Source organism: Aquimarina sediminis, assembly GCF_002895435.1.
GTDB lineage: Bacteria > Bacteroidota > Bacteroidia > Flavobacteriales > Flavobacteriaceae > Aquimarina > Aquimarina sediminis.
In genome coordinates this window covers 13,788-39,741 of sequence record NZ_POYJ01000001.1, presented here as the reverse complement: position 1 = coordinate 39,741, position 25,954 = coordinate 13,788, and the positions used below count along the sequence as shown (strand labels likewise).

General features: G+C 32.7%; 27 protein-coding genes. 15 read left to right on the top strand and 12 right to left on the bottom strand.

Going from position 1 to position 25,954, the window contains the following annotated elements; translation table 11 throughout:
* The first annotated feature begins 24 nt into the window (after window positions 1-24).
* From C1X07_RS00195 to C1X07_RS00180, 4 genes are all read left to right on the top strand, one after another.
* Window positions 25-1,713: a M23 family metallopeptidase gene (locus tag C1X07_RS00195; protein WP_103067962.1), complete on the top strand. Its 1,689-nt coding sequence runs from the start codon at window positions 25-27 to the stop codon at window positions 1,711-1,713.
* A 71-nt stretch (window positions 1,714-1,784) separates the two neighbouring features.
* On the top strand, window positions 1,785-4,196 hold the full coding sequence (locus C1X07_RS00190; protein WP_103067961.1) for a TonB-dependent receptor: 2,412 nt from the start codon (window positions 1,785-1,787) through the stop codon (window positions 4,194-4,196).
* Window positions 4,197-4,430: 234 nt separating this feature from the next.
* Complete coding sequence (locus C1X07_RS00185) at window positions 4,431-4,874, top strand: hypothetical protein (RefSeq protein ID WP_103067960.1); 444 nt, start codon at window positions 4,431-4,433, stop codon at window positions 4,872-4,874.
* A gap of 481 nt (window positions 4,875-5,355) precedes the next feature.
* Complete coding sequence (locus C1X07_RS00180) at window positions 5,356-6,105, top strand: DJ-1/PfpI family protein (protein ID WP_103067959.1); 750 nt, start codon at window positions 5,356-5,358, stop codon at window positions 6,103-6,105.
* Between the two features lie 152 nt (window positions 6,106-6,257).
* Here C1X07_RS00180 and C1X07_RS00175 read toward each other — a convergent pair whose 3' ends face one another.
* From C1X07_RS00175 to C1X07_RS00155, 5 genes are all read right to left on the bottom strand, one after another.
* Complete coding sequence (locus C1X07_RS00175; protein ID WP_103068753.1) at window positions 6,258-8,732, bottom strand: TonB-dependent receptor domain-containing protein; 2,475 nt, start codon at window positions 8,730-8,732, stop codon at window positions 6,258-6,260.
* Entirely contained in the window at window positions 8,713-10,074 is a 1,362-nt protein-coding gene (locus C1X07_RS00170) for an HTTM domain-containing protein (RefSeq protein WP_103067958.1), read from the bottom strand. The genes C1X07_RS00175 and C1X07_RS00170 overlap by 20 nt, the downstream gene beginning before the upstream one ends.
* 19 nt (window positions 10,075-10,093) lie before the next feature.
* The gene (locus tag C1X07_RS00165) at window positions 10,094-11,206 is read right to left on the bottom strand and encodes an imelysin family protein (RefSeq protein WP_103067957.1); all 1,113 of its coding nucleotides are present in this window, start codon (window positions 11,204-11,206) and stop codon (window positions 10,094-10,096) included.
* Between the two features lie 107 nt (window positions 11,207-11,313).
* Window positions 11,314-12,540 (bottom strand): DUF4856 domain-containing protein, encoded by a 1,227-nt coding sequence (locus C1X07_RS00160; protein ID WP_103068752.1) that lies wholly within the window; start codon window positions 12,538-12,540, stop codon window positions 11,314-11,316.
* 229 nt (window positions 12,541-12,769) lie between these two features.
* Window positions 12,770-13,918: a cysteine desulfurase family protein gene (locus C1X07_RS00155; RefSeq protein WP_103067956.1), complete on the bottom strand. Its 1,149-nt coding sequence runs from the start codon at window positions 13,916-13,918 to the stop codon at window positions 12,770-12,772.
* 157 nt (window positions 13,919-14,075) lie between these two features.
* Between C1X07_RS00155 and C1X07_RS00150 the strand changes: the two genes are divergently transcribed.
* On the top strand, window positions 14,076-14,978 hold the full coding sequence (locus C1X07_RS00150; RefSeq protein WP_103067955.1) for a hypothetical protein: 903 nt from the start codon (window positions 14,076-14,078) through the stop codon (window positions 14,976-14,978).
* Between the two features lie 3 nt (window positions 14,979-14,981).
* Entirely contained in the window at window positions 14,982-15,533 is a 552-nt protein-coding gene (locus C1X07_RS00145; RefSeq protein ID WP_128755159.1) for a hypothetical protein, read from the top strand.
* Between the two features lie 74 nt (window positions 15,534-15,607).
* Here the strand turns inward: C1X07_RS00145 and C1X07_RS00140 are convergent, their stop codons facing one another.
* Window positions 15,608-16,156 carry a DNA mismatch repair protein MutS gene (locus tag C1X07_RS00140; RefSeq protein ID WP_103067953.1) on the bottom strand — a complete coding sequence of 183 codons (549 nt, stop codon included), beginning with the start codon at window positions 16,154-16,156 and terminating at the stop codon, window positions 15,608-15,610.
* Between the two features lie 2 nt (window positions 16,157-16,158).
* Entirely contained in the window at window positions 16,159-16,371 is a 213-nt protein-coding gene (locus C1X07_RS00135; protein ID WP_103067952.1) for a hypothetical protein, read from the bottom strand.
* 192 nt (window positions 16,372-16,563) lie between these two features.
* On the opposite strand from C1X07_RS00135, the gene C1X07_RS00130 reads away from it, so the two are divergent.
* The 6 genes from C1X07_RS00130 (at window position 16,564) to C1X07_RS00105 (ending at window position 18,634) form a co-directional block, all read left to right on the top strand.
* On the top strand, window positions 16,564-16,833 hold the full coding sequence (locus C1X07_RS00130; RefSeq protein WP_164914085.1) for a DUF2752 domain-containing protein: 270 nt from the start codon (window positions 16,564-16,566) through the stop codon (window positions 16,831-16,833).
* A 16-nt stretch (window positions 16,834-16,849) separates the two neighbouring features.
* Entirely contained in the window at window positions 16,850-17,167 is a 318-nt protein-coding gene (locus C1X07_RS00125; RefSeq protein ID WP_103067950.1) for a CCC motif membrane protein, read from the top strand.
* Between the two features lie 125 nt (window positions 17,168-17,292).
* Window positions 17,293-17,571 carry a CD225/dispanin family protein gene (locus C1X07_RS00120; RefSeq protein WP_103067949.1) on the top strand — a complete coding sequence of 93 codons (279 nt, stop codon included), beginning with the start codon at window positions 17,293-17,295 and terminating at the stop codon, window positions 17,569-17,571.
* Window positions 17,572-17,964 (top strand): DUF2752 domain-containing protein, encoded by a 393-nt coding sequence (locus tag C1X07_RS00115; protein ID WP_103067948.1) that lies wholly within the window; start codon window positions 17,572-17,574, stop codon window positions 17,962-17,964.
* 62 nt (window positions 17,965-18,026) lie between these two features.
* Window positions 18,027-18,317, top strand: a complete 291-nt coding sequence (locus C1X07_RS25460; protein ID WP_103067947.1) for a DUF2752 domain-containing protein — start codon at window positions 18,027-18,029, stop codon at window positions 18,315-18,317.
* A gap of 8 nt (window positions 18,318-18,325) precedes the next feature.
* Window positions 18,326-18,634, top strand: a complete 309-nt coding sequence (locus C1X07_RS00105; RefSeq protein ID WP_103067946.1) for a CCC motif membrane protein — start codon at window positions 18,326-18,328, stop codon at window positions 18,632-18,634.
* 76 nt (window positions 18,635-18,710) lie between these two features.
* On the opposite strand, the gene rocD is transcribed toward C1X07_RS00105, so the two are convergent.
* From rocD to C1X07_RS00090, 3 genes are all read right to left on the bottom strand, one after another.
* The gene (rocD, locus tag C1X07_RS00100; protein ID WP_103067945.1) at window positions 18,711-19,952 is read right to left on the bottom strand and encodes an ornithine--oxo-acid transaminase; all 1,242 of its coding nucleotides are present in this window, start codon (window positions 19,950-19,952) and stop codon (window positions 18,711-18,713) included.
* Between the two features lie 121 nt (window positions 19,953-20,073).
* Window positions 20,074-20,457, bottom strand: a complete 384-nt coding sequence (locus C1X07_RS00095) for a DUF6768 family protein (RefSeq protein ID WP_103067944.1) — start codon at window positions 20,455-20,457, stop codon at window positions 20,074-20,076.
* Window positions 20,447-21,004: an RNA polymerase sigma factor gene (locus C1X07_RS00090; protein WP_103067943.1), complete on the bottom strand. Its 558-nt coding sequence runs from the start codon at window positions 21,002-21,004 to the stop codon at window positions 20,447-20,449. Before C1X07_RS00090 ends, C1X07_RS00095 begins: the two co-directional genes overlap by 11 nt.
* A 115-nt stretch (window positions 21,005-21,119) precedes the next feature.
* On the opposite strand from C1X07_RS00090, the gene rlmD reads away from it, so the two are divergent.
* From rlmD to C1X07_RS00075, 3 genes are all read left to right on the top strand, one after another.
* A complete protein-coding gene (gene rlmD / locus C1X07_RS00085; RefSeq protein ID WP_103067942.1) occupies window positions 21,120-22,529 on the top strand; it encodes a 23S rRNA (uracil(1939)-C(5))-methyltransferase RlmD in 1,410 nt (469 codons plus the stop codon).
* A gap of 338 nt (window positions 22,530-22,867) precedes the next feature.
* Window positions 22,868-23,392, top strand: a complete 525-nt coding sequence (locus C1X07_RS00080) for a DUF6452 family protein (protein ID WP_103067941.1) — start codon at window positions 22,868-22,870, stop codon at window positions 23,390-23,392.
* Window positions 23,358-24,068, top strand: coding sequence for a DUF6048 family protein (locus tag C1X07_RS00075; RefSeq protein WP_164914058.1), 711 nt, complete (start codon window positions 23,358-23,360; stop codon window positions 24,066-24,068). The genes C1X07_RS00080 and C1X07_RS00075 overlap by 35 nt, the downstream gene beginning before the upstream one ends.
* Before the next feature lie 42 nt (window positions 24,069-24,110).
* On the opposite strand, the gene C1X07_RS00070 is transcribed toward C1X07_RS00075, so the two are convergent.
* A complete protein-coding gene (locus C1X07_RS00070; protein WP_103067940.1) occupies window positions 24,111-24,527 on the bottom strand; it encodes a MerC domain-containing protein in 417 nt (138 codons plus the stop codon).
* Window positions 24,528-24,766: 239 nt separating this feature from the next.
* Window positions 24,767-25,906: a THUMP domain-containing class I SAM-dependent RNA methyltransferase gene (locus tag C1X07_RS00065; protein WP_103067939.1), complete on the bottom strand. Its 1,140-nt coding sequence runs from the start codon at window positions 25,904-25,906 to the stop codon at window positions 24,767-24,769.
* Window positions 25,907-25,954: the final 48 nt, after the last annotated feature.

Genomic DNA, 25,954 nt, shown 5'->3' with positions numbered 1-25,954 from the left:
AAAACATTACATTGACCCCTCTTTATGAGAAAAATTTTAACTTTCATTTTACTCGGTTTTTCTTTTTGTTACGGACAAAAAGATATTAGCAAGGATTACTTTGTTCACCCTCTAGATATTACAATTGTCGCTTCTGGAACATTTGGAGAGCTTAGATCTAATCATTTTCATTCGGGATTAGATATGAAAACCCAGGGAGAAGAAGGTCTTAAGGTATATGCATCAGCTGCCGGAAGAGTAAGTAGAATAAAGGTTTCGCATGGCGGATATGGCAAAGCTCTTTATATCACCCACCCTAATGGATACACTACTGTATATGCGCATTTGCAAAAATTCTCACCAGAGATTCAAGCTTATGTCAAAGAAAAACAATATACCAAAGAATCTTATGAAATAGAATTATTTCCAAAATCTGGTTCTTTAGTCGTAAAACAAGGAGATGTTATTGCGTATAGTGGTAATACAGGAGGGAGTTTTGGACCACACCTTCATTTTGAAATTAGAGATCCCCGATCGAGACCTATGAATCCCATGAGTTTTGGAATTGAGGTATTAGACACCAAAAAGCCAATTGTGAATAGCCTATGGGTATATACTTTAGATAAAAATGCCCATGTAAACAATACCCAAAAACCAACTAAATTAAACCTTACTCCTCAAGAAGATGGGAGTTTTAAAGCCGAAAACATTACTGCCTTTGGTAAAATTGGTTTTGGTGTATCAACTATAGACAAACAAGATCTTGCAGCAAACAAAAATGGTTTCTACCAGGTTATTACAGAAATTAATGGTGAAGAAAATCTAAAAATAGAAATGAATCGCTTTTCTTTTGCCGAAACAAGATATGCAAATAGAATCATTGATTATTCATATTATAAAGAACACAAAAGCAGGATAACCAAACTTTTTGTAGAAAAAAATAACCCTCTTTCTATCTTCAAAAAGAAAATTGATAATGGAATTGTTAACGTTAAAGACAGCCTTTCATACAACTACACCATACATATCAAGGATTTTAAAAATAATACCACTACAATACACATCCCTATTTTAGGAAAACATACAGAAACCATCACAAAAAATGAGGATGCAAAAACAACTGAGTATGCTAAATCATATGAGAACTTCACCTACAGCTCTGGAATTGTCGATCTCTATATTCCAAAAGGAAGCTTATATGATAATGTATATTTAGATTTATCTGTAAAAGGAGAAGTAGCCAAAATTCATAACAACAGAACACCATTACACAAAAACATGACGCTTGTTTTTGATGTTTCGCGCTACAATAGTGAAGATAGAAAAAAACTATACATTGGAAGAGTTAATAGTCCCAAAAGCCACTCTTATGTTAGAACTTCGAAAAAGGGAGCTAGATTTTCTATCAGGACACGAACATTTGGAACCTATTCTCTGTTTACCGATACCGAAAAGCCAATAATTGTACCTATTAATGTTTCTGACAAAAAATGGATCTCTGAAGCAACACACCTTAAAATAAAGGTAAATGATGCAGAAACGGGCATTAAAAGCTATAGAGGAACCATAAATGGAAAGTTTATCTTATTAGAGTATGATTACAAAACCGGAATGCTGATTTATGACTTTGATGATAAAATTATTACGGGTTCAGAAAATAATTTTAAACTTGTGGTGTTAGATAAAGTAAATAATAGAGCAACATTTGAAACAACTTTTTATAGAAAACCTTAAAACCTAACTATTTCTTGAAAAATCGATTTTTATTTCTTTTGGTTCCCCTGATACTTATCAGTATTTCATCTATGGCACAAAATGCCACACTAAAAGGGGTAGTATTGGATGAAAACAATATCCCTGTTTCTGGAGCAAACATCTCTTATAACGACTCTGGTACTCAATCTGATAAAAATGGAGTATATCAACTTAGTATTCCTGCCAATCAAGAAATAGAAGTAAACATATCCCACATTAGCCTAAAAAATGTGCAGTTTACTATTCGTCTTGAAGAAAATCAGGAATACGAACTAAATCCAATACTAAAAACCGATATAGAACAAATTGGTGAAGTAGTAATCTCTGGTCGAGAAAGAAAAATTGTTGAGGGGATTACAACATTAGATCCCGAGACCATAAGAACAACCCCTTCTGCAAATGCTGGTGTCGAAGGACTTCTAAAAAGTTTACCCGGTGTAAGCTCCAACAATGAATTAAGTACGCAATACGCTGTTCGAGGAGGAAATTATGATGAAAATCTGGTGTATATAAATGAGATTGAGGTGTACCGACCATTTTTAATCCGATCTGGTCAACAAGAAGGTTTGAGCTTTGTAAACACTGATTTGGTTCGCAATGTAGATTTTTCTGCAGGAGGTTTTCAAGCTAAATATGGAGACAAGTTATCTTCTGTTTTAGATATTACATACAAAAGACCTACTCGATTAGGAGCGACGGCAGACTTAAGCCTTTTAGGAGGTAGCATTTCGGCAGGTGGAGTAACTAAAGATAAAAAATTGGCAGCTATTGTAGGTATACGATACAGAGATAACAGTTTATTGGTCGATGCCAAAAACACTGAAACTAATTTTAGACCAAGATTTGCAGATGTTCAAACCTACCTTTCATATAATTTTTCAAAGAAGTTTGAATTGGGTTTTTTAGGAAACTTAGCTCTTAATACTTATGATTATGAACCCCTGAGACAACAAGTCAATTTTGGAACTCTTCAAACGGTGCAGGCACTTACAGTTCATTATAATGGGCAAGAAAAGGATAGATACGAGACCTACTTTGGAGCATTAAAAGGAACTTATAGAGCTAATGACAACTTAACTTTAAGATTAATTGCTTCTGGATATCATACGCAAGAACAAGAGCATTATGACATTTTTGCCGCCTATGCCCTGGGAACAGTTAATACTGATATTGGTAGCGAAAATCTAGGAGAAGTCGAGTTTAGTGAAGGTGTTGGCTCGCAATTAACGCATGCCAGAAATGATCTGGACGCCTTGATCTTTAACATAGAGCACAAGGGTACGTATACTGCCGATAAGCACCAATTTGATTGGGGAATTAAATATACATCTGAAGATATCAAAGATCGACTACAAGAATTTGAAATAATAGATTCTGCCGGTTTTTCGATACGCCCTCCCATATTAGATCTTAGAAATGATCAGCCATATACACCATATGCAAGTCCGATTATTCCTTTTGCCAGTGTACGAGCTACAAATAGTACTAATATTGACCGAATTTCGGGCTACGTGCAGTACAGTCTTCGATCACATATAAAAGAAACTGAAATCTGGACCAATATCGGTATACGAGCGCATAACTGGAATATCTCCGGAAGTACAGTAAATAGTGCAGATTCTCAAATTGTTTTTAGCCCTAGAGCCCAAATAGCAATCAAGCCTGACTGGAAAACAGATATGATCTTTAGAGCATCAGGTGGCTTATACCATCAACCTCCATTCTATAGAGAGTTAAGAGATTCTTTGGGAATAGTAAGACCAAATGTAAAAGCGCAACAATCAGCGCATCTCGTTCTTGGTAACGATTATAGTTTTTCGATGTGGAATAGACCTTTTAAACTAACCACAGAATTGTATTACAAAACTTTAGCCGATGTAAACCCATATACTATAGAAAACGTAAGAATCCGTTATCGTGCCAGAAATAATGCCAAAGCGTATGCACAAGGTATAGATGTAAGGCTTAACGGAGAATTTGTTCCCGGTACAGAAAGCTGGGTAAGTGTAGGGTATTTAAAAACAGAAGAAAATATTGATGATCGAGGTTATATCTCGAGACCAACAGATCAACGACTTAAAGTTGGGGTGTTGTTTCAGGACTATGTCCCTTCTATTCCCAGTTTAAAAATGTATCTTAATATGGTTTACCAAACTGGTGTGCCCGGAGGGTCACCTAGTTATGCCGATCCATATGATTTTCAGACCAGGTTACGAGATTATCGCAGAGCCGATTTAGGAATATCATATGTGGTAGTGGATCAAAACAAAAGACTAAAAGAAGGGCATTTTCTCAATACGTTTAGAGAGTTAAATTTAGGCTTCGAAATCTATAACATATTTGATAATCAAAATGCTATTACTAATACTTTTGTAAGAGATGCAGCAAGTCAACTTCAATTTGCTATTCCAAATTTTCTAACTCCCAGAGTGTTTAATGTTCGTTTAGGAATGAAATTCTAACATAAGCTGTTAAAAATAAACCACCAGAACTTCAGCATTCTACATATGAATCAAATAGAAAAATAGTTCCTTTTTATCATTTTTATTTTGATTTTACCAAACGCAATGATCCTGCTATGTCTAAAAGATGTTACATTTGGTAAACAATAGGAAATCCGAGTACTATTTTGCTTGGTTCTACAATATACTTATAATAACATCAATAACACATTTGATCATCTAAATTTAATAGTTATGAAAAAATTTAGTATCCTGATTTTATCCATATTTTTTTTATCAAATTGTGGAAGCAGCAAACTTAAAAAAGTCAATAGGGATGAGATAAAGAGTATTTTTGGTTCAAAAGTATATCTGATGCTTTCTATAGGAAAAAGCAATAATGATTACCATAATCATCTATACATGTTCAAGGATAATAAGGAAAACCCTTTTTTCCCAATTTATACGAGTAAGAAAAAAATCTTGGAAACCGAAATGGTTATGCCCGACGATGCTCCTTTTGATGGGATACTTTTAGCACTCACTTCATTTGATAACATGACATACAAGATAAACTATTCTTTAGAAGATGAAATCGTAATTAAAGGAAGTGAATTAAAAAAAATACTGGAAAACGAAATTGAAGAATTCAAAAAAAATAATCCTGAAATAATGGAAGGAATTATTCTTAAAAACTAACAAAATATGTTACCGCACTGTATTAGGTGATTATAAGAGACACCTAACTCTTAGTTTCATAGAATGTACCCAAAACCTTCTGTAGCATCAAAAAGACGTTCCATTTGGTAAAAAAGACGAAGTTTTTAGCTGCATAAGCTAAAGCTTTAATTAGTAAGGTTAAAAATTCAACTCCTCTTCTCAAAATTTTAACTCGAAAGCCTAAAAATTTAACCTACCCTATTAAATACTTCGTCAAAAAGACGCTCGAGAACGCCTTTTTGACGTTTAGGAAGATCTGTTGAGTTAAACAGATCATAAAGTTAATCAATCGTTTAATCGGTAAGGTTAAACGTCGAAGTAGTATTAGCATTTTTTGATTTTTGGAAAAAACCGGATTTGTATGCAAAATAAGAGCAAAAAGATAGTAATCTTATTTCTTAATCTCGATTAAGTTTTTGTATTCAAAAAGTCAAGACCTTTGTTTCAAACTATTTTAAATATGAAAAAAACACTTATACTCTGTATAATAGGTCTGGTAATTATAGGCTGCAATTTAGACAAATCAAATCCAAGCATCAAAAATAAAAGTTTAAGCCAAACTACAACAAAAACGGATACACCTGCAAAGCATATAAAACCGTTTAAAAAGGAACTTCCCACAATAGGACTCTTAATGTTTGATGGTGTATTGCAAGGAGAAGTGATTGCTTCATCAGACGTTTTTGCTAAACCCGACAAGGATGGCAATCAAGTTTTTAATGTCATCACCATTGCAGAAACCGAAAAACCAATCGTAACTGAAGAAGGAATGAAATTTGTGCCTGATTATAGATTTGACAACTGTCCAAAACTGACAGCTTTGTTTGTACCCAGTGGTTACGATATGCACGCACAAGTGAACAACAAAAATGTTATTGATTTTATAAGAAACAAAAACCAAGAAACCGAATATATGGTAAGTAATTGTGCTGGAGCTCAATTAATCGGAAAGTCCGGAATTGCAGACGGGTATAAAATCGTAACGTGGATTGGTGGTGGAGAACAATTACAAAAAGATTATCCAAATTTAAAAGTACAGGATGACAAATTGGTAACTTTTGTAGAGGACGGAAAATTCAGCTCATCAAACGGGAATCTGGCAAGCTATATCTCTGCCTTGAACCTATTAGAAAAAATGACAACTCCAGAGCATAGAGAACATGTAGAAAGCTACTTATATCTACAACAACTTCAAAACTGGAAGAAATAAAGTGCCAAAAGAAATTAAGTAGACCGCTCTCTCTATAGAATTGAGAGAGTGGTTTTCTCACATCATAGTATGTATAAGTCTTGTTCCCGAAGACTTAATCAATAATAATTTTCACTAAAAACAGAAAAACAATATGTACAAATTTTATCTATTTACATCTTAAACTGTAAAGTCATATACCATGTTAATGGATCAGAAGGTATGATTCCCGGTCCAGGATACCCTGTTGCTCTTCTGGTAAAATACTTGTTATCCAAAATGTTATTAACTCCAGTTTCTAATTTAAACTTCTTATATCTATAGGATAAAGAAACATCCAAAATATCATAGGATGGTATTTCTCCGATAATTCCGTTTCGACTGTCTCCATCTGGAGCAATAGAAGCATTGGTAACATCGGTAAACTGCTCAGATAAATATGTGTACTGAATATTAGCTAGTATATTTTTATACCCAAATTTAAACCCGGTTTTTAAATTAACCAAAGGTATAAATTCTACTTTTTTACCCTCTACACCTGCTTCTTCAGAATCTGTATATTCTGACTCGGTAATAGACGTATTTGCAAACCAATTCCATCTAAAATCAGTTGTATCTGCATAAAAAGTATTCAATATATTCCAATCTACAAACGTTTCTAATCCATAAATAAAGGCAGTTCCAATATTTTTACGAACCCTATTAGCTCTGTCATCCAAGACGATCCCAATACGATTATCATACAAAAGTCCAAAACCACCAAAATCATAAGAAAGATTTTTACCTAACCTACCGCGCACCCCCAAATCTGCCGTAAACCCTTCTTCATCAGAGATATTGGGATCAATTATAAATGTGGGACTTACTACTCTAATATCACTAAACGTTACTGATCTATAGTTTTGAGAAATATTTGCATAGGTCTCTAAACTTCCATTGGGCTTATAACTTGCTCCTACACCGAAAAGAAAAAAAGAACGATCCAACACTCTATTATCTGTAAGTCTAACATTAGAGATTGGGTTTCCTGCATTATCAAAATTAACTTGATTATACGCTCCTTCACTTTCAGTTTTTATGTATTCAAATCTAAAACCAGGAGTTATAGAAAACTGATCTGTTATATTAAAAATATTTTCTCCAAATACGGCAACATTGCGATTAGGGAAATCAAAATCTGATTGATTAGGGTAATCGGGAAAATCATTTGACGCAAAATTAAAATTAGCATCTGTTCCAATACTTCCTACCCCCTGCTTTGATTCATTAGCAGCTTGATAATATTTTGTTCCGATCAGAAAAACAGATTCTTTCCCTAATAAGTTATATCTACTCAATAATCTGGCTTCTACTCCCCAATTCCTAAAATTACCTATAATCAAATCCCTGGGGAAAACATAATTTCCCTGAGCATCTACTTCATCAACATCTGTTATCGGATTCGAGTTTAAGAGAAAAGGATTTCCTCTAAAACCAAGTGCCTTTCGTGAAGCATCTAATCCAAATAGATTGACACTAAAATCTGTCTTATCCGAAAACTGATGCTCTAGCTTTAATGAAAACAATTTCCAATTTACATCAAACCAATTGCGTGTACGATTACTAACATCGGGATCTATATTAAATTGAGTATCTGTTAAGCCTCCTGGTTGCTGAGCCAGGTAATCCAAATATGTAGTTTCCAAAGTAAGTTTAGTTCGATCAGAAAAAGCATACCCTATATTGGCATAAAAGTTTCGAGAATTAAAATCTGAATTTGGTCTAAATCCATCACCCGTTTTATAATTATAATATGTATAATAACTAAACTTACCTACGGTTCCGCTAATACTATTAAAACTGGTAAATAAATTATTCGATCCCACAGATTGACGGGTAACCAGTTCTATTTTTTTATTTGGGTTAGGCTGCTTCATTTTAAAATTAATAAGCCCTCCAAACTGTGTCCCATACTGCAAAGATGCCGCTCCTCTAACCACTTGTATTTCACTCAACGCTTCTGCTGGTGGTGTGTAATAGCTTTCTGGATATCCTAAAACATCTGCACTAATATCATATCCGTTTTGTTTGATATTAAAATTAGACGATCGATTCGGATCTAATCCTCTTCCACCTATATTAAGCTGAAGACCAGCATCACTGTTTTCATAAATATTCAATCCTACTACCTGAGCATAGATCTGACGTGCATTATTAGAAGCCAAATTACCAATAGTCTGATCTACCAAAATCACTTCACTTTTTTTACCTGCAAATATTGCAGTTCCTTCTACAGGTTTTAATTGTTTTAACCCAAATATTTTATCTCGTCGTTGTGTAATAACAACCTCCGACAATTCTTCATCCAGAAGTTTTAAACTAAAATTAGCAATAGCATTTTGTGCACCCACCACAATTTGTCGCTCTACAATCTCATAATCAAAACTAAAAACCGTTATGATGTATTTTCCTTCTTCAAGATCTTGAAACTCAAAAGTACCATCACTATCGGTGATAGTTTGCTTTCCTGTAGTACGATTATATACTTCAGCGTTGCCTACGGGTTTATCCTTTTGGTCTTTTACTACTCCTGATATACTATATTGCCCAGAAACAAGATTGGTCAATAAAATAAAAAATACTACTACTTTATAATCCGTCAATTTCATCTTTAAATGGAATAATCCATGTTTTATGTTTAAATGATTCTTTTTGTTTTCCCAGATCCACATTTGGATCAATATATTGTGTACTTAACCTCCCGTTAAGAGCTACATAGCTTTCTACAAATACTTGCACATTTTGATGTCCCTCGCTTTCAAAATGTTCTTTTAAATAGTGTGCGTATTGCAATATAAAATCTGGCTGAGTTGCCATTTGTTTTTGCTGAAAAGCAGTCAAAAAATCCGAGTTATCGACATAAAACCTTTTTCCGGTTTTTTGATCTACAATTTTAAAATTTGCGTATCCTGCTTTTTCCATTAACATTACTCTCCAAGAAAATCGAAACCCTTCTTCTGTCCAAAACAACTCCCCAGGATATAACAAATACCTAAACGGAAATAGTAATTGAATAGTAAAAAAGCCCCAAAAAAACGCCAATAAGATTTTGCGCCGACTCGGCACAAAGCTAAACACCTTACCAGAATCAAAATTTGTTTTATTGATTTTGAGCACCTTAGAAAGAAACCCAAGGATTTTATGATGTACCCCTGCATCAAAAAATATCAATGCGCTAACAATCATGATATAAGGAAACATACCTATAGGAAAAAGTATCCTGGTCAAAATATGAAAAATCAATACTGCCATAAAGGCGAATATCCTTGTCCTTTTATACAACAATAAAAATGGAATTGCTAAATCATAGATAGCTCCTGCATAACTAAACATATAATGCACTATCTCTTTTTGCATTAAATCACCAATAAATGGAATATCATACTTAGAAGGCAACCATATTTTTAGAGGCATAGCATCTACCAACCAATCCGAATTTAGTTTAGCCAAACCGGCATAAAAGTAGACAATCCCTAATAACAATTTTATGACATCAATTGTCCATGACGGGATTTTCTGAAAAGATATTTTTTTATTTCTGGCATCTATAGAATAGTAGGCATTGGCAGGTAAAAAAATAAGCAAAAAGCTCAAAACACTTATAAAATAGTAATGATTAAGATATGTTGTCTTATCCATTAATTCAATATAGGTAAAGCTCAGAAAAAAAGTAACAATTGCAATTCTATACTTATATCCCAATGCCACAAAGATCGCCGAAGTGGCACAAAGAATAAAAATTGCATAGGTATAAACTCCCAAAGGTCTGATATAGTCAAAACCGTAGTAGGAGAAAAAGAATTTTGGTTGAATATATAGTTTATCAATCCAACCATAACTCCAAAAACGAAGAATGCTTAATAGCATCATAAATCCAAAAAAAATACGAAAGACTGCAAGTGGTGCAGCTTCCGTATTTTTCTTTAGATATTCGCTTAGATTAAAATTCATTAATTTGAATCACAATAGTTTAATCTCCATCAGCATCAACAAAATCTACTTTAACAGATATTGCCTGCAACATATCTACCTTCAGTAAAACTACATTCTTTTGTAGTTCATCATAAGTATTAAGCATTAAATCATTATTGGATCTAACCTGAGCTGATAAATCTGCATTCAAAGCAGAAGCAGTACTTCTTGCTTTACTAAACTGGTTATTAATTAAAGTACTCAAATCTTCTCCACCTTTTATAGTGTTTAAAAACTTCAAATATGTACTCAAGCTTTCTCCGCTAGTTGTTTTTCCAAAGTGTTTTCCATTAAAAAAATCTTGTAATGCATCAAGGTTGGCATTAAACAATGTTTTAGATAAATCTTTTTTATAAAATGCCTCTACTTTAGTATCCAACGGGGTACCCGAAAACACACCAGCTGGAATTCCTATTTTACCAGCACGTAAGTGTTTTTCATAATGAAAGATAAAATCGTTTACCAATTTATCAAGAGAACTAGTCGCAGAAGAACCACTGTTATCAACAAAATTATTTCTATACGTTCCCTTCCAATCATCTACAACCTGAGTGGTTAAATCATCCATTCTGTTTATCAGATCAGTTAAATAGGTTTTATACTTTGCCCCATTAGTGGCATCTGTATACACCCCAACTATGACCGCATCAGAATCAGACACTCCATTAATAAGATAATCTAATGCTCCAAAGCCCTGTTCATCTTGTTGAGAAATGGTAGCTAAATCGTATGAACCAGAAGTAATATTTGTTTCAATATTAGCGGCATTAACAGGATACACATTCATAAAATTTCTAAACGAAATTGATTCTGCTTTTCCTATTTCGAACACACTAACTGCCTGCCAGGAAATATGTGCCGTTGACCAAGCTTCTCTTAATGAGATCAAATTAACCTCATTAGTAACCGCTACAAATTCTGAAGTTGCTGTTTTCAGAGCGGTTAGATCATTTTTAAAATTCTCGTATCCCGGAATTATAATATTGTCTGCAATATTTTCTAACATTGCTTTTCTATTAAAACTATCTGTCACTTCACCCGCATCATCTCCAGAAGAGCATCCTGTAGCCAGAAGTGCAATAGTAAAAACAGAAAACAAAAACTTCTTCATCTTATCTTTATTTATTCTTAATAAATTTTTTGCAAATGTAAAAAGAAAGAGGAAGAAATAGTACTATTTCCTCCTCTTTTTTACGGTTATATACCTTAATGTTTCAACTAGCTACCTGCTTGTGCTACAGTAAAACTAAATTCTGAAGCAATAGTATCTGAAATTGCCTGTAGTGTTGCTGGAGTAACATCCCATAATCCATTGGTACCTCCCATTAGCTGGTTGATTAACCCTTCTACTTCAGTTTTAGTAAAGTAAGGAGCATTTGTACCTGGTTTTCTTGTAAATTGTAAGCTATAAATAAATCCATATCCTTCAGATAAATCATGGAATACACTAGCATGATCAACAGTGTTTTCTTCTAAACCATTTTTACCCTGTTGTAGATAGTACACCGCTCTAACTGCAATTACCTCAGAGATTTTCTCTCTAATAATAGCAGCTTGCTGATCACGGATAGTATATTGCTTAGCAACGATTGCTGCTCTACCTAATTTAAAAGCATCAAAAATTTCTTTAGCTATTCCTGCAAAATCAGTATCTCCTTCTACTCTTCCTATGTACTTATTAAGAAAACTATCATCACCACCGATGGTAGCATTAGGGTTAGCCTTGTCAGTAGCAGCACCGTATAGATATCCATACGCTTCATCCCACTTATGCTCCATCTTTGTATAATTTTTACCTTCTTCTACGGTTCCATTATTATTATTTGCTACATTCTCTGCTTCATCTAGAACATCTGTACTCAAATAATTATTTAACGCCTGATCAGCCATTAACGCTCCTATCAAACCTTTTGCAAACGCCTGATTCAGTTCTAATCCTTTAGCATTAACATATCTGTTAGACCCTCCTCCTGCTTCTTGAATAACTCCAGCTGTTCCTGCTGCAGCGGATACCTCCCAGTTAGGGAACACATTATCTACCTGGCTTTTTATCCAACCATCAAAATCTCCTTTGATTGCTGAGGCGTCTGTAGCATTATCAGAGAAATAATCTTTTGAAGCAGCAGTTTTACTTCTTACACTTTTACTAGAAGCATTTAAATCTGCATCATCAAAATCAGCATTCCCTTCTTGATGATCAAACATAGCGTCTAATGCAGCCTCAGTTTGCATTTCCTTTTTTAATTGATCAATAATTATTTCTGCCATAGCAATTCTGGTAGTCTGCCCACCAAAGCTTACAGTACTTTCTCCATTACGCTCAAAAACGTAGGTTGTAGGTTCGTCGATTGATATAATAGGAGTTGCATCATCATCAGAAGAACAAGCCCCAAGAACAAAGGCAGTCGAGATGCAAGCAATTTTCACTAGACTATTAATTTTCATAGCTTTTTTTAATTTAGACTTAGTATAAATAATTGTTAAAATGCAAATATATTTATCAAAATTCACTTAACAAACTTTATTTCTATTAAATCTAAATAAAAGACATTCCAAAAACACTAATGCATTAAAAATCAATACGTTTGAAAAAACATAGCTATTTACACAAAAAAGGGGGGGAGTTAGCTAACTCCCCCCCTTTTTTTGGCTTATTTTATAACTAAAATAAGCTCTATTCCTCAATGAATTTTTTTATGACATCCACGGTATAATCAATTTCTTCCTTGGTGTTATACTTTGAAAAAGAAAAACGTACGGAAGGTTTCTGTAAGTCCTCATCAGAAAGAATCTCGGTTAAAACATGAGATCCTTTACCGCTTCCACTCTGGCATGCACTACCTTTTGAACACGCAATACCATTAATATCCAGGTGAAATAGTAAAATCCCAGCTTTTTCTTCAGGAACAGGAAGACATACATTAATTAGAGTATAGGTACTCTGATCTGAATTATTACAACTAGCATTAAATTTTACACCTTCAATCTTATTTTTCAAAGTATCAATAAAATGTTGTTTTAACTCTTTAATATACTTCTTCTCTTCTTCAAGATGCTCATATGATAATCGTAGTGCTTCATCCATACCTGCTATATTATGTACACTTTCTGTACCGGCACGGTAACCCCTTTCTTGTTCTCCACCAAAAATTAAAGGCTTAAGTCCTGAGTTTTTGCGAATGTATGCAAAACCTATCCCTTTGGGACCATGAAATTTATGAGCACTAACAGCTGTAAAATCCACATGAATCTTACTTAAATCAACATCAAAATGACCTACAGACTGTACCATATCACTATGAAAAAGTGCATTATGCTCCTTGCATAAACTACCTACACGATCAATATCTAAAATTGTTCCTACCTCATTATTTACATGCATCAAACTCACAAATGATTTTTCATCTGAAGAATCTAATAGTGATTCTAAATGTTCATAATCAATAGTGCCGTCGGTATTAATATTTACATAACTCACTGTTATACCAGTGCGAGATTCGATTTCTTGTACTGTATGTAATACAGCGTGGTGTTCTATCTTAGAAGTAATAACATGTTTTACTTTTAAATCTCTAACAGCACTGTTTAGCACAATGTTATCTGCTTCAGTCCCTCCAGAAGTAAAAATAATTTCTGAAGCTTTTACTCCAAGATATTTTGCTATATTTTTTCTGGTCTGTTCGATATGATTTTTTGCAGATCTTCCATATCCATGAATAGAAGATGGATTTCCAAAATCCTCTTTTAATACTGAAACCATTTTTGCAATAACCTCTGGCCTAACCTCTGTGGTCGCAGCACTATCAAAATAAACCTTTTGCATAAAACAAGATAATTAGTTGTTTAAAAAGATAAGTAAAGACTTTATCGAATCTTTATTTTTACAGCTACAAAACTAGTTTAAATAAAATTATTTTCGACTAGACGCGTTATAATCTTTCAATTCCTTTATTTTTGCCTAAAAAAATACTCATTCTGACATGAAAAAGCTGTTTTCATTTCTTTTTTTATTATTAATCCTTATATCTTGTGATGATGGGGATATCATAATCACTAGCTTTGAGTTTGATGATGCTGATTTACAACTATGTAAGGGAGCAAAAGATAATGAGTTTGTTTTTTACAAAATAAATGAGACCATTAACGAAGCTATTTCTTATAACTTTATTGATGAAACATACTCTGAAACTATAGCTACACCGACACCTATTCTTATAAAGTTAAGCGAAGCTAACAATAATTTGATATACAGAAGCTTTAATGTAAAAGTAACTGGTGATTATTTTTGTGATAATATTCCTTCTAGCGAAATCTTAATTGATGAGGAGTTAGTAGGTATCTCCGGAACAGCAGAAATAGTAAACGAGATTATAACCGAAGATGACAATGATGGGATTGATGCAGAAGATGAGGATCTTAATAAAAATGGTAATCTGGAGGATGATGATACCGATAATGATGGTATCCCTAATTATAAGGATCAGGATGATGATAATGATAATATCTTAACCAGTGTTGAAATACCAAATGATATCCCAGATAATGATGAACCCAGAGATACTGATGGAGATGGAATACCTGATTATCTAGAGGAAGATGATGATGATGATGGAATACTAACTAGAAATGAAGATGCCAATGAAAATGGAAACCCAAGAGATGATAGAGATCCTGATTCAGGAAAATTATTTTATCTGGATTCAGAATCAACTAATATAGCCGTTTCTGTAGCACCAAGTCTTGATAATTCTATCCAAACCACATATAGGACTAAAGTATCTATTATTGATCTTGTTTTTGATGGAAACAATGAAAATTTTGAAGACGACGATTTTTTATTCGGTTTTAGAGATGTAACTATTTCCAAGGTTACCAAAAAGTAATAGATGATAAGAATACGATTACCCATGAATAAACTTTTTTATTATATAATTTGTATCACTCTTATTAGTAGTTGTAGCGAAGGGGATATTATCGATAATGATATTAGCAATTTTACTGCCGAGCTAGAAAAATGTTCAAACCAAGAAGAAAATACGTTTGTGTTTTTTAAAACTGATACTCAAATAAATCAATCCCTTTCTTTAGGTTTCACTAGCACTACTTTTGAACTTGATACAGCCCCTGAAGACTTAATTACTACCATTACTCTTAACGAAAACACAAACACACTGATTTACAGACAATTTGAATCCAAAATTAATGGAGCAGAATATTTTTGTTCTAGTGTTCCTCCAAGTGGAATTAACGTTACTCAAGAGTTGAAAAGTTCTGATGGAAATGCTGAAATTAAATATGTAATAAAAAATGAAGATGCTACTTCAATTACCTATACCCGAACAATTACTCTTATCAATATTACACTAATAGGTCCTGATATTAGCATCCGTCAAGAATCATTAGAATTTGGTCAAGACGAAATCACAGTTTTAAAGTAATCTTCTGATTTTACAGAAATAAACCTTTCTTAAAAAGCTTGATTTTGTTTTATAACAAACATAATAAAATTATCTTATCTCGGATTTTGAATAATATATATTTCCATTGCTCCTAATCCATATTTCTTGTAATCCGCGTCCGAAATTTTAACATTATCATATCTCCCAAAAAGATACTTTAGCTCCTCTTTTAGCACTCCCTGCCCCACTCCATGTATAAAAACCACTTTAGGAATACGTTTACTAATTGCAAAGTCTAATTGTCTCTTTGCCGTATCCAATTGCAAGGTTATCATATCATGATTAGCCATTCCCTTTGTCGATTTAACCAACTTGTTAATATGTAAATCTACCTCCATCGGTGGGACATATCGTTCTTTTGACTTTGTTACAAGTCTTTTAGGCTTCTTTTTAAAAACTTCTTTCTCTTGCAAATTTTTATTCACATCCTCATAAGAAGGAATAATCATTTCTTCTGATTCTATTTTTACAACCTCGCTAATAAAAAAGGTCATATCAAATCCATCTTCGGTCTCAATAGTAACTTCATCAGAAGTAATATTCAAAACTTTACCAGTTATGGGCTCATCTAATACAGAAACCGTGTCTCCAATTTTTATCATAATCACTCTTCTTCTTCAAAATTTTGATCAGAATTAACCCTTGCCTTTGACGTTACTTTAGTATTAATTAAAAATACCCCAAGCATTAAAAAGATTAACCCCACACTCTGAACATAGTAGTTTTTATCTACCGCATAAATTTCGCTCATAAGTGCCATTGCCCCAAAAACTATAAAAAGGATACTGCTCACCTTTTTAATCTTGCTGTAATTCATCTATTGATAATTTATCATTTTAAATAAACAAGACGATATTGCCATAGATAATTTGATTACTATCCTAGATAATATCATATCTCATTCTTATCGCAAAAGTATTAAATTATCGATTTTTAATTCCTAAAAAAAAGAACTTAATTATGTATCTTGCAAAACTAAACAACTAACTAATCACCTTTGGAAAAATACATGCTTCCTTGTTTAAACAAAAAGATTTTTGGTGTTGATTGTTTAGGGTGTGGAATGCAAAGAGCTATTTCCCTTCTTTGCCAAGGAGAGTTTGTTGCTGCATTTTACATGTACCCAGCAATTTATCCACTGATATTAGTACTTATATTTTTAGGGCTTAACTTTTTTATCAAATTCAGATATGATAGACTTATTAAAATAAGTCTTATAAGTATTACTATATTAACTATTATCATTAGTTATATCATTAAAATGAGAATCTTTTTTTAACAAATCAATTAAAATTATGGAAAAACAAACACTACCCAACTCTACACTTATTTTGGTTTTTGGTATCTTATCAATATTAGGTTGTTGCTGTTATGGTATTCTCGGAATTATTCTGGCTATCATTGCAATTGTATTGGCAAAAAAAGCCACTGCATTATATAATGAGAATCCAGAATTATACTTAGGATATCAAAATGTAAAAACAGGAAAAATACTTGCCATTATAGGTTTAGTACTTAGTATTATCTATCTGATATATGTAATTGTTTTATTTTCTACAATAGGTTATGATGGTTACATGGAAATGATAGAAGAACTTAGAGGTTCGTATTAAAGAAATTGCATTAAGAAAATAAAAAATATCTTGTTAAGTTCTTCTTTACAGGTTGTTTTTATCATTCTTTTGCTATTTTTGGTAACTATTACTTAAAAACAACTTTTTAAATTAAAACCAAATTTATGGAAACTAATCAAGCAAGACCGAAAAATTACCTAGTTGAATCTATACTAGCTACTCTTTTTTGCTGTCTACCTTTAGGTATTGTAGCAATTATTAATGCTTCAAAAGTAAACTCTGCTTTTGACTCAGGAAATATTGAAGAGGCTCAAAAAGCTTCAAGTGAAGCTAAAAAGTGGATGAAGTATGCAATTATTGCTGGTGTAGTTGGAATTGTACTATATATAGTATTAGTATTAGTTATTGGTATTGGAGGAGCTTTTGCTGGTGGTGGATTCTAAATGAAGATTAAATATTTATTAATAGGGATAGGAATTTCTGTATTGCTATCCCTATATTATTTCTCCGACCCTTCTGGAGTTAGTTATTTTCCTAAATGTCCATTTTACCTACTTACTGGGTTTCATTGCCCTGGATGCGGTAGTCAAAGAGCATTGCACCAATTGTTGCATTTTAACATTATAGAAACACTTAATTACAATGCCTTATACATTCTGGGAATAGGAACAATTGTATACAATTTATCTATAAAAGCAATTAATAAATATGGAAACAAAGACTACTATAACATATTATATCACCCCAAAACTCCAATCGTTATCGGAGTAATAATCGTGTTGTTTTGGATTTTAAGAAATATAGATGTATACCCATTTAATTTACTTGCTCCTTAATAAATTAGAGGAGTGTAAAAGAAGTAAGATACCATTATCAATATATACGAAGTAGCTTTTTTATGGAAAAACTGGCTTCTTACCTAGAAACCCATTTATTTCAATGCCCCACTAAGAGGTTAATTGGTATTGATTGTCTGGGATGCGGTCTACAGCGAAGTTTTATACTACTCATTAGAGGTAATATTACAGCATCATTTTTAATGTATCCTGCACTAATACCAATGCTTATAATGCTTGGGTATCTAACTTCACATTTAATTTTTAAATTTAAAAATGGGGCTAAAATTCTTCAATATTTTTATATACTAAACATTATACTTATCATTACAAATTATTTTATAAAATTCTAATAAATCATATGGAAACTAAACAACAATTACCAAATGCTACGTTGGTATTAATATTTGGTATCGTATCTATTGTCACCTGCTTTTGCTACGGCATTTTAGGGTTGATATTTGGTATCGTTGCATTAGTATTAGCTAAGAATGCCAAAGAACTATACCTACAAAATCCAGAATTATATACTGGATATGAAAATCTTAAAGCCGGTAAAATCTGTGCTCTAATAGGTACAATAATGAGTTCTTTATATCTTCTTTTCTTTATTATCTACATTCTTATTATGGGAGCAATGCTACCTTGGTCAGAAGTGTTTAATCAATAGAAAAATAAATACGAAACAAAAATGAGGCTACTAGTAGCCTCATTTTTTATTTTAACTTTTTAAATAGTATTGTCTTCTATTCAAAATCTTTTAATGTTTTGGTGATGATATCAACACATTCCAAAAGTTGTTCTCTATTCATTACTAATGGTGGTGCAAAACGAATAATATTCCCATGTGTTGGCTTGGCCAAAAGACCGTTTTCTTTAAGAGCAACACATATATTCCAAGCAGTTTCACTATCCTCAGAATCATTAATTAGAATTGCATTTAATAATCCTTTTCCTCTAACTAAGCTTGCTATTTTAGAATTCTCAATATATTTGTTTAATTCTGATCTAAACAGCTCTCCTAATTCAAAGGCGTTTTCTGCTAATTTTTCATCTCTTATCACTTCTAATGCAGCAATAGCTACAACAGCTGCAACTGGATTTCCTCCAAAAGTACTTCCGTGATTACCTGGCTTTATAACACCCATAATCGCATCATCAGCTAGTACTGCAGAAACGGGGTAAGCTCCTCCACTCAGGGCTTTTCCTAAAATTAAAACATCAGGTTTTACGTTCTCATAATTTACTGCGAGCAATTGTCCAGTTCGTGCGATTCCTGTTTGTACTTCGTCTGCAAGAAATAGTACGTTATACCTTTCACAAAGAGCCTTAGCTTTAGCCAGATAACCTTCAGAAGGAACGTATACTCCAGCTTCACCTTGGATTGGTTCAACCAAAAAACCTGCAACATTAGCATTGTTTTCTAATGCTTGCTCTAGAGCAGATAAATTATCATATTCTATTTTAATAAATCCTTCTGTATATGGTCCAAAGTTTTTTCTGGCTATAGGATCATTCGAAAATGATATAATGGTTGTTGTTCTCCCATGAAAATTATTTTCACAAACAATAATCTGAGCTTCATTCTCAGGTATCCCTTTCTTTTCGTAAGCCCATTTTCTACAAAGTTTCAAAGCAGTTTCTACTGCCTCGGCACCTGTATTCATTGGTAATAATTTGTCAAAACCAAAATATTCTGTAGCAAATTTCTCGTACTCCCCTAATTTATCATTATAAAACGCACGAGAGGTAAGGGTTAAAGTTTTTGCTTGATCTACCATTGCTCCAACAATTTTAGGATGACAATGCCCTTGATTTACTGCAGAATATGCACTTAAGAAATCATAATATTTCTTACCTTCTACATCCCATACATATACACCTTCTCCTCTACTCAATACAACCGGTAGTGGGTGGTAATTATGGGCTCCATACTTATCTTCTAATTCAATTGAATGTTGTGATGACTTTTTGTTTAAAACTGCCATTATTCACGTATTAAAAATAAAACTTTACAATTCCTACTTTGACACTAAAATTCAGGAGAGAAATCATCCCAATGAAGTTGGCTGCAAAGTACTAAATATAAGCTTCTTTCTAAAACTCTTGTTAAGATATTTTTCCAGCCAAAGAAGACACCTGTAATTCTAACCTTTTTATTTCTCTTAACAAGGCGTTTTTATCCATTTGCATCCAAGCAAATAATTTGGTCATTATCATAAACATAGCGCATATACATCCTCCTGCAAACCACCGGATAAGCTCATTTGTATTATCAGTCGCTAAAAACTGAACGATACAATACACCAAAAAAACAAATGCTACAAGTGTTACAATATTCATCAGTATTATAATCCATCTATGCTTAGTCTTAAAAAGCCCTCCTATCATTTCGATAAGATTTTGTTCATCTAATTCATCATAAAACTTTGCCTCTTCCTGGGTTAATGTCTCCTTAATTAATTGATCAATATCTTTCTTTTTACTTTCCATGATTTTTATTTTTTAAAATTGTCTTTAACTTTTCTCTAGCCGTAAACAAACGTGATTTAACCGTTCCAGTAGAGACATTTATAATATCACTTATCTCTTTTATACTATATTCTTCTATATAAAAAAGGTTAAGTACTAATTGTTGATTATTAGGTAGTTTTTTTATCATACTTCTGAGTAATTCACTATCGTTTTGAGACTTGCAATCGTTATCTTCTATCACATTTGCATTACCTTCTCTGTAGCTATCCAGACCTTCTATTTCTTTTTTATGCTTCCGTAACCAATCAATAGCATTTCTTGTTACAATAGTTAATGCCCAATTACCAAAACAGTTAGCATCTTTTAATGTACCTATTTTAAGAAAAATGGTACTCCAACTATCTTGCGCTATATCTTTCGAAACCTCCAAATCTCTAGTATACCAATATGCCTGCTTACATAATTTAGCATGCCATCTTTTAACAAGTATTGGTACTGCTTTTTTGCTGCCTGACTGGCATTGTAATACCAACAAAGAATCAAATGTTTTGTTGATGTCTGTCATATTATCCTTTTATAGTATAGACGTACAAAAATGAAATAGGTTCATTTTTTTATTCTTTTTATAAGATATATCGAATATTTAATAAGTATATGCTTTCTATTGTTATTTTTGCGCTATGGCAAGGAAAAAAAGAAGACAGGTTTTCGAAAATATCGAAGTTATTGATGCAGGTGCAAAAGGAAAAAGTATTGCTAAAGCCCCTGATGGAAAAGTTATATTTATTAATAATGCTGTTCCTGGAGATGTAGTAGACATACAAACTACCAAAAAACGTAAAGCTTTCTATGAGGGCTCGGCAACAACATTTCATAAGTTATCCGGTAAACGTGTTGATCCTACTTGTGAACATTTTGGTACTTGTGGTGGATGTAAATGGCAGTTTATGGCGTATGATCATCAACTTGAATATAAACAACAAGAAATTGTAAACAACTTAACCAGATTGGGTAAGGTTGAACTACCAGAAGTAAACTCTATTTTAGGATCAGAAGATCAGTTTTTCTATAGAAACAAAATGGAATTCTCATTTAGTGATAGCAGATGGCTAACTCTCGATGAGATCAAAAGTGATTCTCAAATTGAAAATAGAAATGCCCTAGGGTTTCACATCCCCGGTATGTGGGATAAAATTTTGGATATTAACAAATGTCACCTTCAAGAAGACCCAAGTAATGATATTAGAAACAAAGTAAAATTGTTTGCTACAGAAAATGGTCTTTCTTTTTATAACGCAAGAAATCAACATGGTTTTTTAAGGACATTGATGATTAGAATTGCATCGACCGGAGAAATCATGGTTTTAATACAATTCTTCCATGAAGACATAGAGAAAAGAACCTTACTCTTGGATTACATCTTATCAGAATTCCCTAAAATTACTTCACTTCAATATACAATCAACTCTAAAGGTAATGATACCATTTATGACCAAGAAGTGATTTGTTATAATGGAAAAGATTATATCGAAGAAGAAATGGAAGGCTTACGTTTTAGAATCAATGCAAAATCTTTTTATCAAACCAATTCTAAACAAGCATATGAATTATATAAAGTCACACGAGATTTTGCTAATCTTTCTGGAGAAGAGTTAGTATATGATCTATATACAGGAACAGGAACTATAGCCCAATTTGTTTCAAAAAACGCAAAAAAGGTTATTGGTGTAGAAGCTGTGCCTGAAGCAATCGAAGATGCCAAAGAAAATGCAAGACGTAACAATATAGACAATGTAGAGTTTTATGTCGGTGATATGAAAAAAGTATTTACTAAGGACTTTATCCAGCGCCATGGACAACCTGAAGTGGTGATTACTGACCCGCCTAGAGATGGTATGCATAAAGATGTTGTTGGTCAATTATTAAACATTTCTCCTCAAAAAATAGTGTATGTAAGCTGTAATAGTGCCACACAAGCTCGAGATCTAGCGTTATTAGATGAAATGTATAAAGTAAGTAAAGTACAACCAGTTGATATGTTCCCACAGACTTATCATGTGGAAAATGTGGTGCTTTTAGAAAAAAGATAACTTAAGATGTATTGTATACTAAATCAATTGCTATTTTCATGTTACTAATTACAGAAAATCGTTAGATTTACCAGCAAACTGTGCCCTAAATTCAATTATAAATTCTTACTTAATTTGATTAGCAACATGCTCTATCTGAAACCGTCTTTATTTTTGAGAAATAACCAGTAGTAATTGGTTTATTTTTTTAATTTTGGTCACGAAAACAACAATTCAAAACTTGTTTTTGTTTTAATGTTTTACTTTAATAAGTTGCTTTTTTGTTCTCATATTTATACGAGAACTTATAAAAAGTATATCGCCTTAGTAATTTAATTTTACTAAGAAAAAGATACTATATGAGAGTACACAAATATTTATTGTCTATATTAACAGCTGTTTTTATTTTATATTTAAATTCGGCTTGCGAAAGAGATGACATCTGTGCAGAAGGCACTCCAACCACACCTTTTTTAGTCATAAAATTTCTAGATTTTGATACTGGAACCGAAATTAAATCTCCTGCTGAGTTAGAGGTTAAAGCCGTAGGTATTGAAACCCCTTTTACTTTAGGAAGTACCCAAGACTCTATCCTGATACCGCTTAAAAATGATGTTTCTATTACCGATTATGAATTTACAATAAACTCTGACACCACTAATAATGGTGACACTGATCCCCTGCCTAATAAAGACACAGTTAGTTTTCAATACACAACTGAAGAAGAATATGTGAGTAGTGCTTGTGGATTTAAAATCAATTACAAAGGTCTTACTGTATCACCACCAGAAGCTGGCAATGATGGTAGTTGGATCCAAGATATAACAATACAAAGAGAGAACGTAACCGATGAAACAGCTGCACATATATTTATTTTTCATTAATCTTTTAGCTTCTTTCTGTATTTATAGTCAGGAAGAGAAAAAAGTTAGCCCAACAGATACTCTACCTCCTGCAGAAAAATATGGTTTGAGAGCTGGTGTTGATCTTGGCAGGTTAGTACGTACAGCATTAGATGATAACTATTCAGGTTTTGAAATTGTTGGAGACTATAGATTTTATAAAAAGTTTTATTTCGCTGCTGAAATAGGTAATGAATCCTTAATAAGAGATGAAGAAAACATCAATACTGAAGGTTCTGGAAACTACATTAGAGCCGGATTAGATTATAATGTCTATGATAATTGGTATGGGATGCAAAATAGTATTTATGTAGGGTTGCGATATGGCTTTTCCTCTTTTGAGCAAACTCTGAATGATTATACTATCTTTACTGGCACAGATTATTTTGGTCCAAATCAAATAACAGAGACTATAAAATCTGATGGTCTAAATGCAAGTTGGCTTGAATTAGTTCTAGGTATAAAAGTAGAAGTTTTAAACAATCTATACTTAGGTGCAAATGTATCGCTGAGAAGCCTCGTTAGTGAAAAAAAACCCGATCGATTTGACAACCTGTATATCCCTGGATTTGGACGAACAAATGATTTTAGCAGCATTGGTGTTGGCTATGGGTATTCTATAAGCTACCTTATTCCCTTTTTTAAGAAGAAAAAGTAGCCATGCTTCTTAATGTACATTTGTAAAAAGTTATAACTAAATTTATTTCTGTATCTCGTATACTCTTTTTGCTTTACAATTCTTAGAAGACTTTATAAGTTTCCAATTATAATAATGCGTAACAATTAAAAAACCAGTCGCAAAGAAATGTAAAACTCTTTCTACCAAATGGTACCTCACTAAAAAGCCAATACAAAAAAGAAGCAAAGCGATTAGAAATAAATACATTGGCATTCTCTCTCCATGAAAATTTTTATAACCATTGTACATTGCAATAAATGCAATAAGAAGGCTTGTTGAAACAAAAAACAACTCATAGACTTCTTCTGCAAAAAAAGCAACACCCATCATTGGAAAAAGCGTTATAAGCACGGGTAGTAGTATGCAGTGTAGCATACAAAGAAAAGAAGCAGAAAACCCAACTATATCCCAGTTTACTCGTATTATTTTCCCTATCATAATATTATTTTAATTAAGTAATTATCTACTACAAATCATGCTTTCAATTATCAAGACAGACATAAACTCAAAGCAAGCACTACTGCAACATTGTTGCGATAGTGCAAATATAAGATCATTAATTAGTTTTTAGGTAAAAAACACTAAAAACGTTTTTTACTTACTTTAGAAAAAGAAATAAGATAATATTTTAAGAAAAACTTAAATAAAGTATAAACTATTAATCAGTTTATTTACGGTTAGTTTTGATATTTAGCCTTTTTACTTCCTGCATACATCTCATATTTAACCAATCTAGCTTCTAATTTGCCATTAAATACCTTTATCTTCCGAGATGGTCTGAGACCAACATATTTTAATGCAGGTAGATTTGCAGTAATAAACCACGCATTAGTCCCAGGATAATTTTGTTTGAGTGTATTCCCTATTTGACCATAAAACTCTTCTATGTCAATTTCCAAGCGCTCATCATATGGGGGGTTAAACACCATATGTAGTGGTCCTTCGACTTCTTTTGCCGTTTCAAAAAAATCTCCCTCCTTGATTTTTACAAAATCTGTAAGATTTGCATTTTCTACATTAACATTTGCTTTTCTTACTGCAGAATACTCCTTATCTATTCCAATTATTGAATGATGAAAATCTCTGGTTTTATTAAGGCAGGCTTCTTCAATTTTTTCAAACAAGTCCAAATCCCAATCTAGCCATTTTTCAAAAGCAAATTCTTTCCTATTCAAATTTGCTGGTATATTACAAGCGATCATTGCAGCTTCAATAGCCATTGTACCACTACCACACATAGGATCTAGAAAGTCACATTGCCCATCCCAACCTGAGAGCAACAACAAACCGGCAGCCAAAACTTCGTTAATCGGTGCTATATTGGTTGCAGTTCGGTATCCTCTATGGTGTAAAGAACCTCCAGAACTGTCTAATGATATAGTACATAAATCACGTTGAATATGAACATCAATAGAAAGGTCCGGATGCTCTGTATCAACATTAGGTCTTTTCCCCGTTTCTTTTCTAAATTTATCTACAATAGCATCTTTTGTTTTTAAGGCAATAAATTTAGAATGACTAAAAATGGTTGAGTTTACTGTTGCCGAAATTGCAAAAGTATCTTCTAAACTTAAATACTCTTCCCAACGAATACTTTGAACAAAATCATAAATATCTTTTTCATTTCTTACTTTCCTTGATGTAATGGGTTTCAAGATTTTTACTGCAGTTCTTAGGCATAAATTTGCTTTATACATGAAACCTGTATCACCATAAAAACTAACCATACGGTTTCCTACCTCTACCTTTTGTGCTCCTAACTTTCTAAGTTCACTTGCCAGAACTTCTTCAAAACCAAAAAGGGTTTTGGCAACCATCTTGAATGAATTACTCACTATTGTTATTTTGAATATTAAACATTTAAA

Bases quoted from the DNA above. Each gene is read 5' to 3' on its own strand.
- rlmD (WP_103067942.1), top strand. From the start codon at position 21,120: ATGGCAAGGAAAAAAAGAAGACAGGTTTTCGAAAATATCGAAGTTATT.
- C1X07_RS25460 (WP_103067947.1), top strand. From the start codon at position 18,027: ATGGAAAAACTGGCTTCTTACCTAGAAACCCATTTATTTCAATGCCCC.
- C1X07_RS00125 (WP_103067950.1), top strand. From the start codon at position 16,850: ATGGAAAAACAAACACTACCCAACTCTACACTTATTTTGGTTTTTGGT.
- C1X07_RS00150 (WP_103067955.1), top strand. From the start codon at position 14,076: ATGAAAAAGCTGTTTTCATTTCTTTTTTTATTATTAATCCTTATATCT.
- rocD (WP_103067945.1), bottom strand. From the start codon at position 19,952: ATGGCAGTTTTAAACAAAAAGTCATCACAACATTCAATTGAATTAGAA.
- C1X07_RS00195 (WP_103067962.1), top strand. From the start codon at position 25: ATGAGAAAAATTTTAACTTTCATTTTACTCGGTTTTTCTTTTTGTTAC.
- C1X07_RS00180 (WP_103067959.1), top strand. From the start codon at position 5,356: ATGAAAAAAACACTTATACTCTGTATAATAGGTCTGGTAATTATAGGC.
- C1X07_RS00175 (WP_103068753.1), bottom strand. From the start codon at position 8,732: ATGAAATTGACGGATTATAAAGTAGTAGTATTTTTTATTTTATTGACC.
- C1X07_RS00190 (WP_103067961.1), top strand. From the start codon at position 1,785: ATGGCACAAAATGCCACACTAAAAGGGGTAGTATTGGATGAAAACAAT.
- C1X07_RS00165 (WP_103067957.1), bottom strand. From the start codon at position 11,206: ATGAAGAAGTTTTTGTTTTCTGTTTTTACTATTGCACTTCTGGCTACA.
- C1X07_RS00095 (WP_103067944.1), bottom strand. From the start codon at position 20,457: ATGGAAAGTAAAAAGAAAGATATTGATCAATTAATTAAGGAGACATTA.
- C1X07_RS00070 (WP_103067940.1), bottom strand. From the start codon at position 24,527: ATGATAGGGAAAATAATACGAGTAAACTGGGATATAGTTGGGTTTTCT.
- C1X07_RS00080 (WP_103067941.1), top strand. From the start codon at position 22,868: ATGAGAGTACACAAATATTTATTGTCTATATTAACAGCTGTTTTTATT.
- C1X07_RS00140 (WP_103067953.1), bottom strand. From the start codon at position 16,156: ATGATAAAAATTGGAGACACGGTTTCTGTATTAGATGAGCCCATAACT.
- C1X07_RS00160 (WP_103068752.1), bottom strand. From the start codon at position 12,540: ATGAAAATTAATAGTCTAGTGAAAATTGCTTGCATCTCGACTGCCTTT.
- C1X07_RS00120 (WP_103067949.1), top strand. From the start codon at position 17,293: ATGGAAACTAATCAAGCAAGACCGAAAAATTACCTAGTTGAATCTATA.
- C1X07_RS00105 (WP_103067946.1), top strand. From the start codon at position 18,326: ATGGAAACTAAACAACAATTACCAAATGCTACGTTGGTATTAATATTT.
- C1X07_RS00170 (WP_103067958.1), bottom strand. From the start codon at position 10,074: ATGAATTTTAATCTAAGCGAATATCTAAAGAAAAATACGGAAGCTGCA.
- C1X07_RS00155 (WP_103067956.1), bottom strand. From the start codon at position 13,918: ATGCAAAAGGTTTATTTTGATAGTGCTGCGACCACAGAGGTTAGGCCA.
- C1X07_RS00065 (WP_103067939.1), bottom strand. From the start codon at position 25,906: ATGGTTGCCAAAACCCTTTTTGGTTTTGAAGAAGTTCTGGCAAGTGAA.
- C1X07_RS00185 (WP_103067960.1), top strand. From the start codon at position 4,431: ATGAAAAAATTTAGTATCCTGATTTTATCCATATTTTTTTTATCAAAT.
- C1X07_RS00130 (WP_164914085.1), top strand. From the start codon at position 16,564: ATGCTTCCTTGTTTAAACAAAAAGATTTTTGGTGTTGATTGTTTAGGG.
- C1X07_RS00090 (WP_103067943.1), bottom strand. From the start codon at position 21,004: ATGACAGACATCAACAAAACATTTGATTCTTTGTTGGTATTACAATGC.
- C1X07_RS00135 (WP_103067952.1), bottom strand. From the start codon at position 16,371: ATGAATTACAGCAAGATTAAAAAGGTGAGCAGTATCCTTTTTATAGTT.
- C1X07_RS00075 (WP_164914058.1), top strand. From the start codon at position 23,358: ATGAAACAGCTGCACATATATTTATTTTTCATTAATCTTTTAGCTTCT.
- C1X07_RS00145 (WP_128755159.1), top strand. From the start codon at position 14,982: ATGATAAGAATACGATTACCCATGAATAAACTTTTTTATTATATAATT.
- C1X07_RS00115 (WP_103067948.1), top strand. From the start codon at position 17,572: ATGAAGATTAAATATTTATTAATAGGGATAGGAATTTCTGTATTGCTA.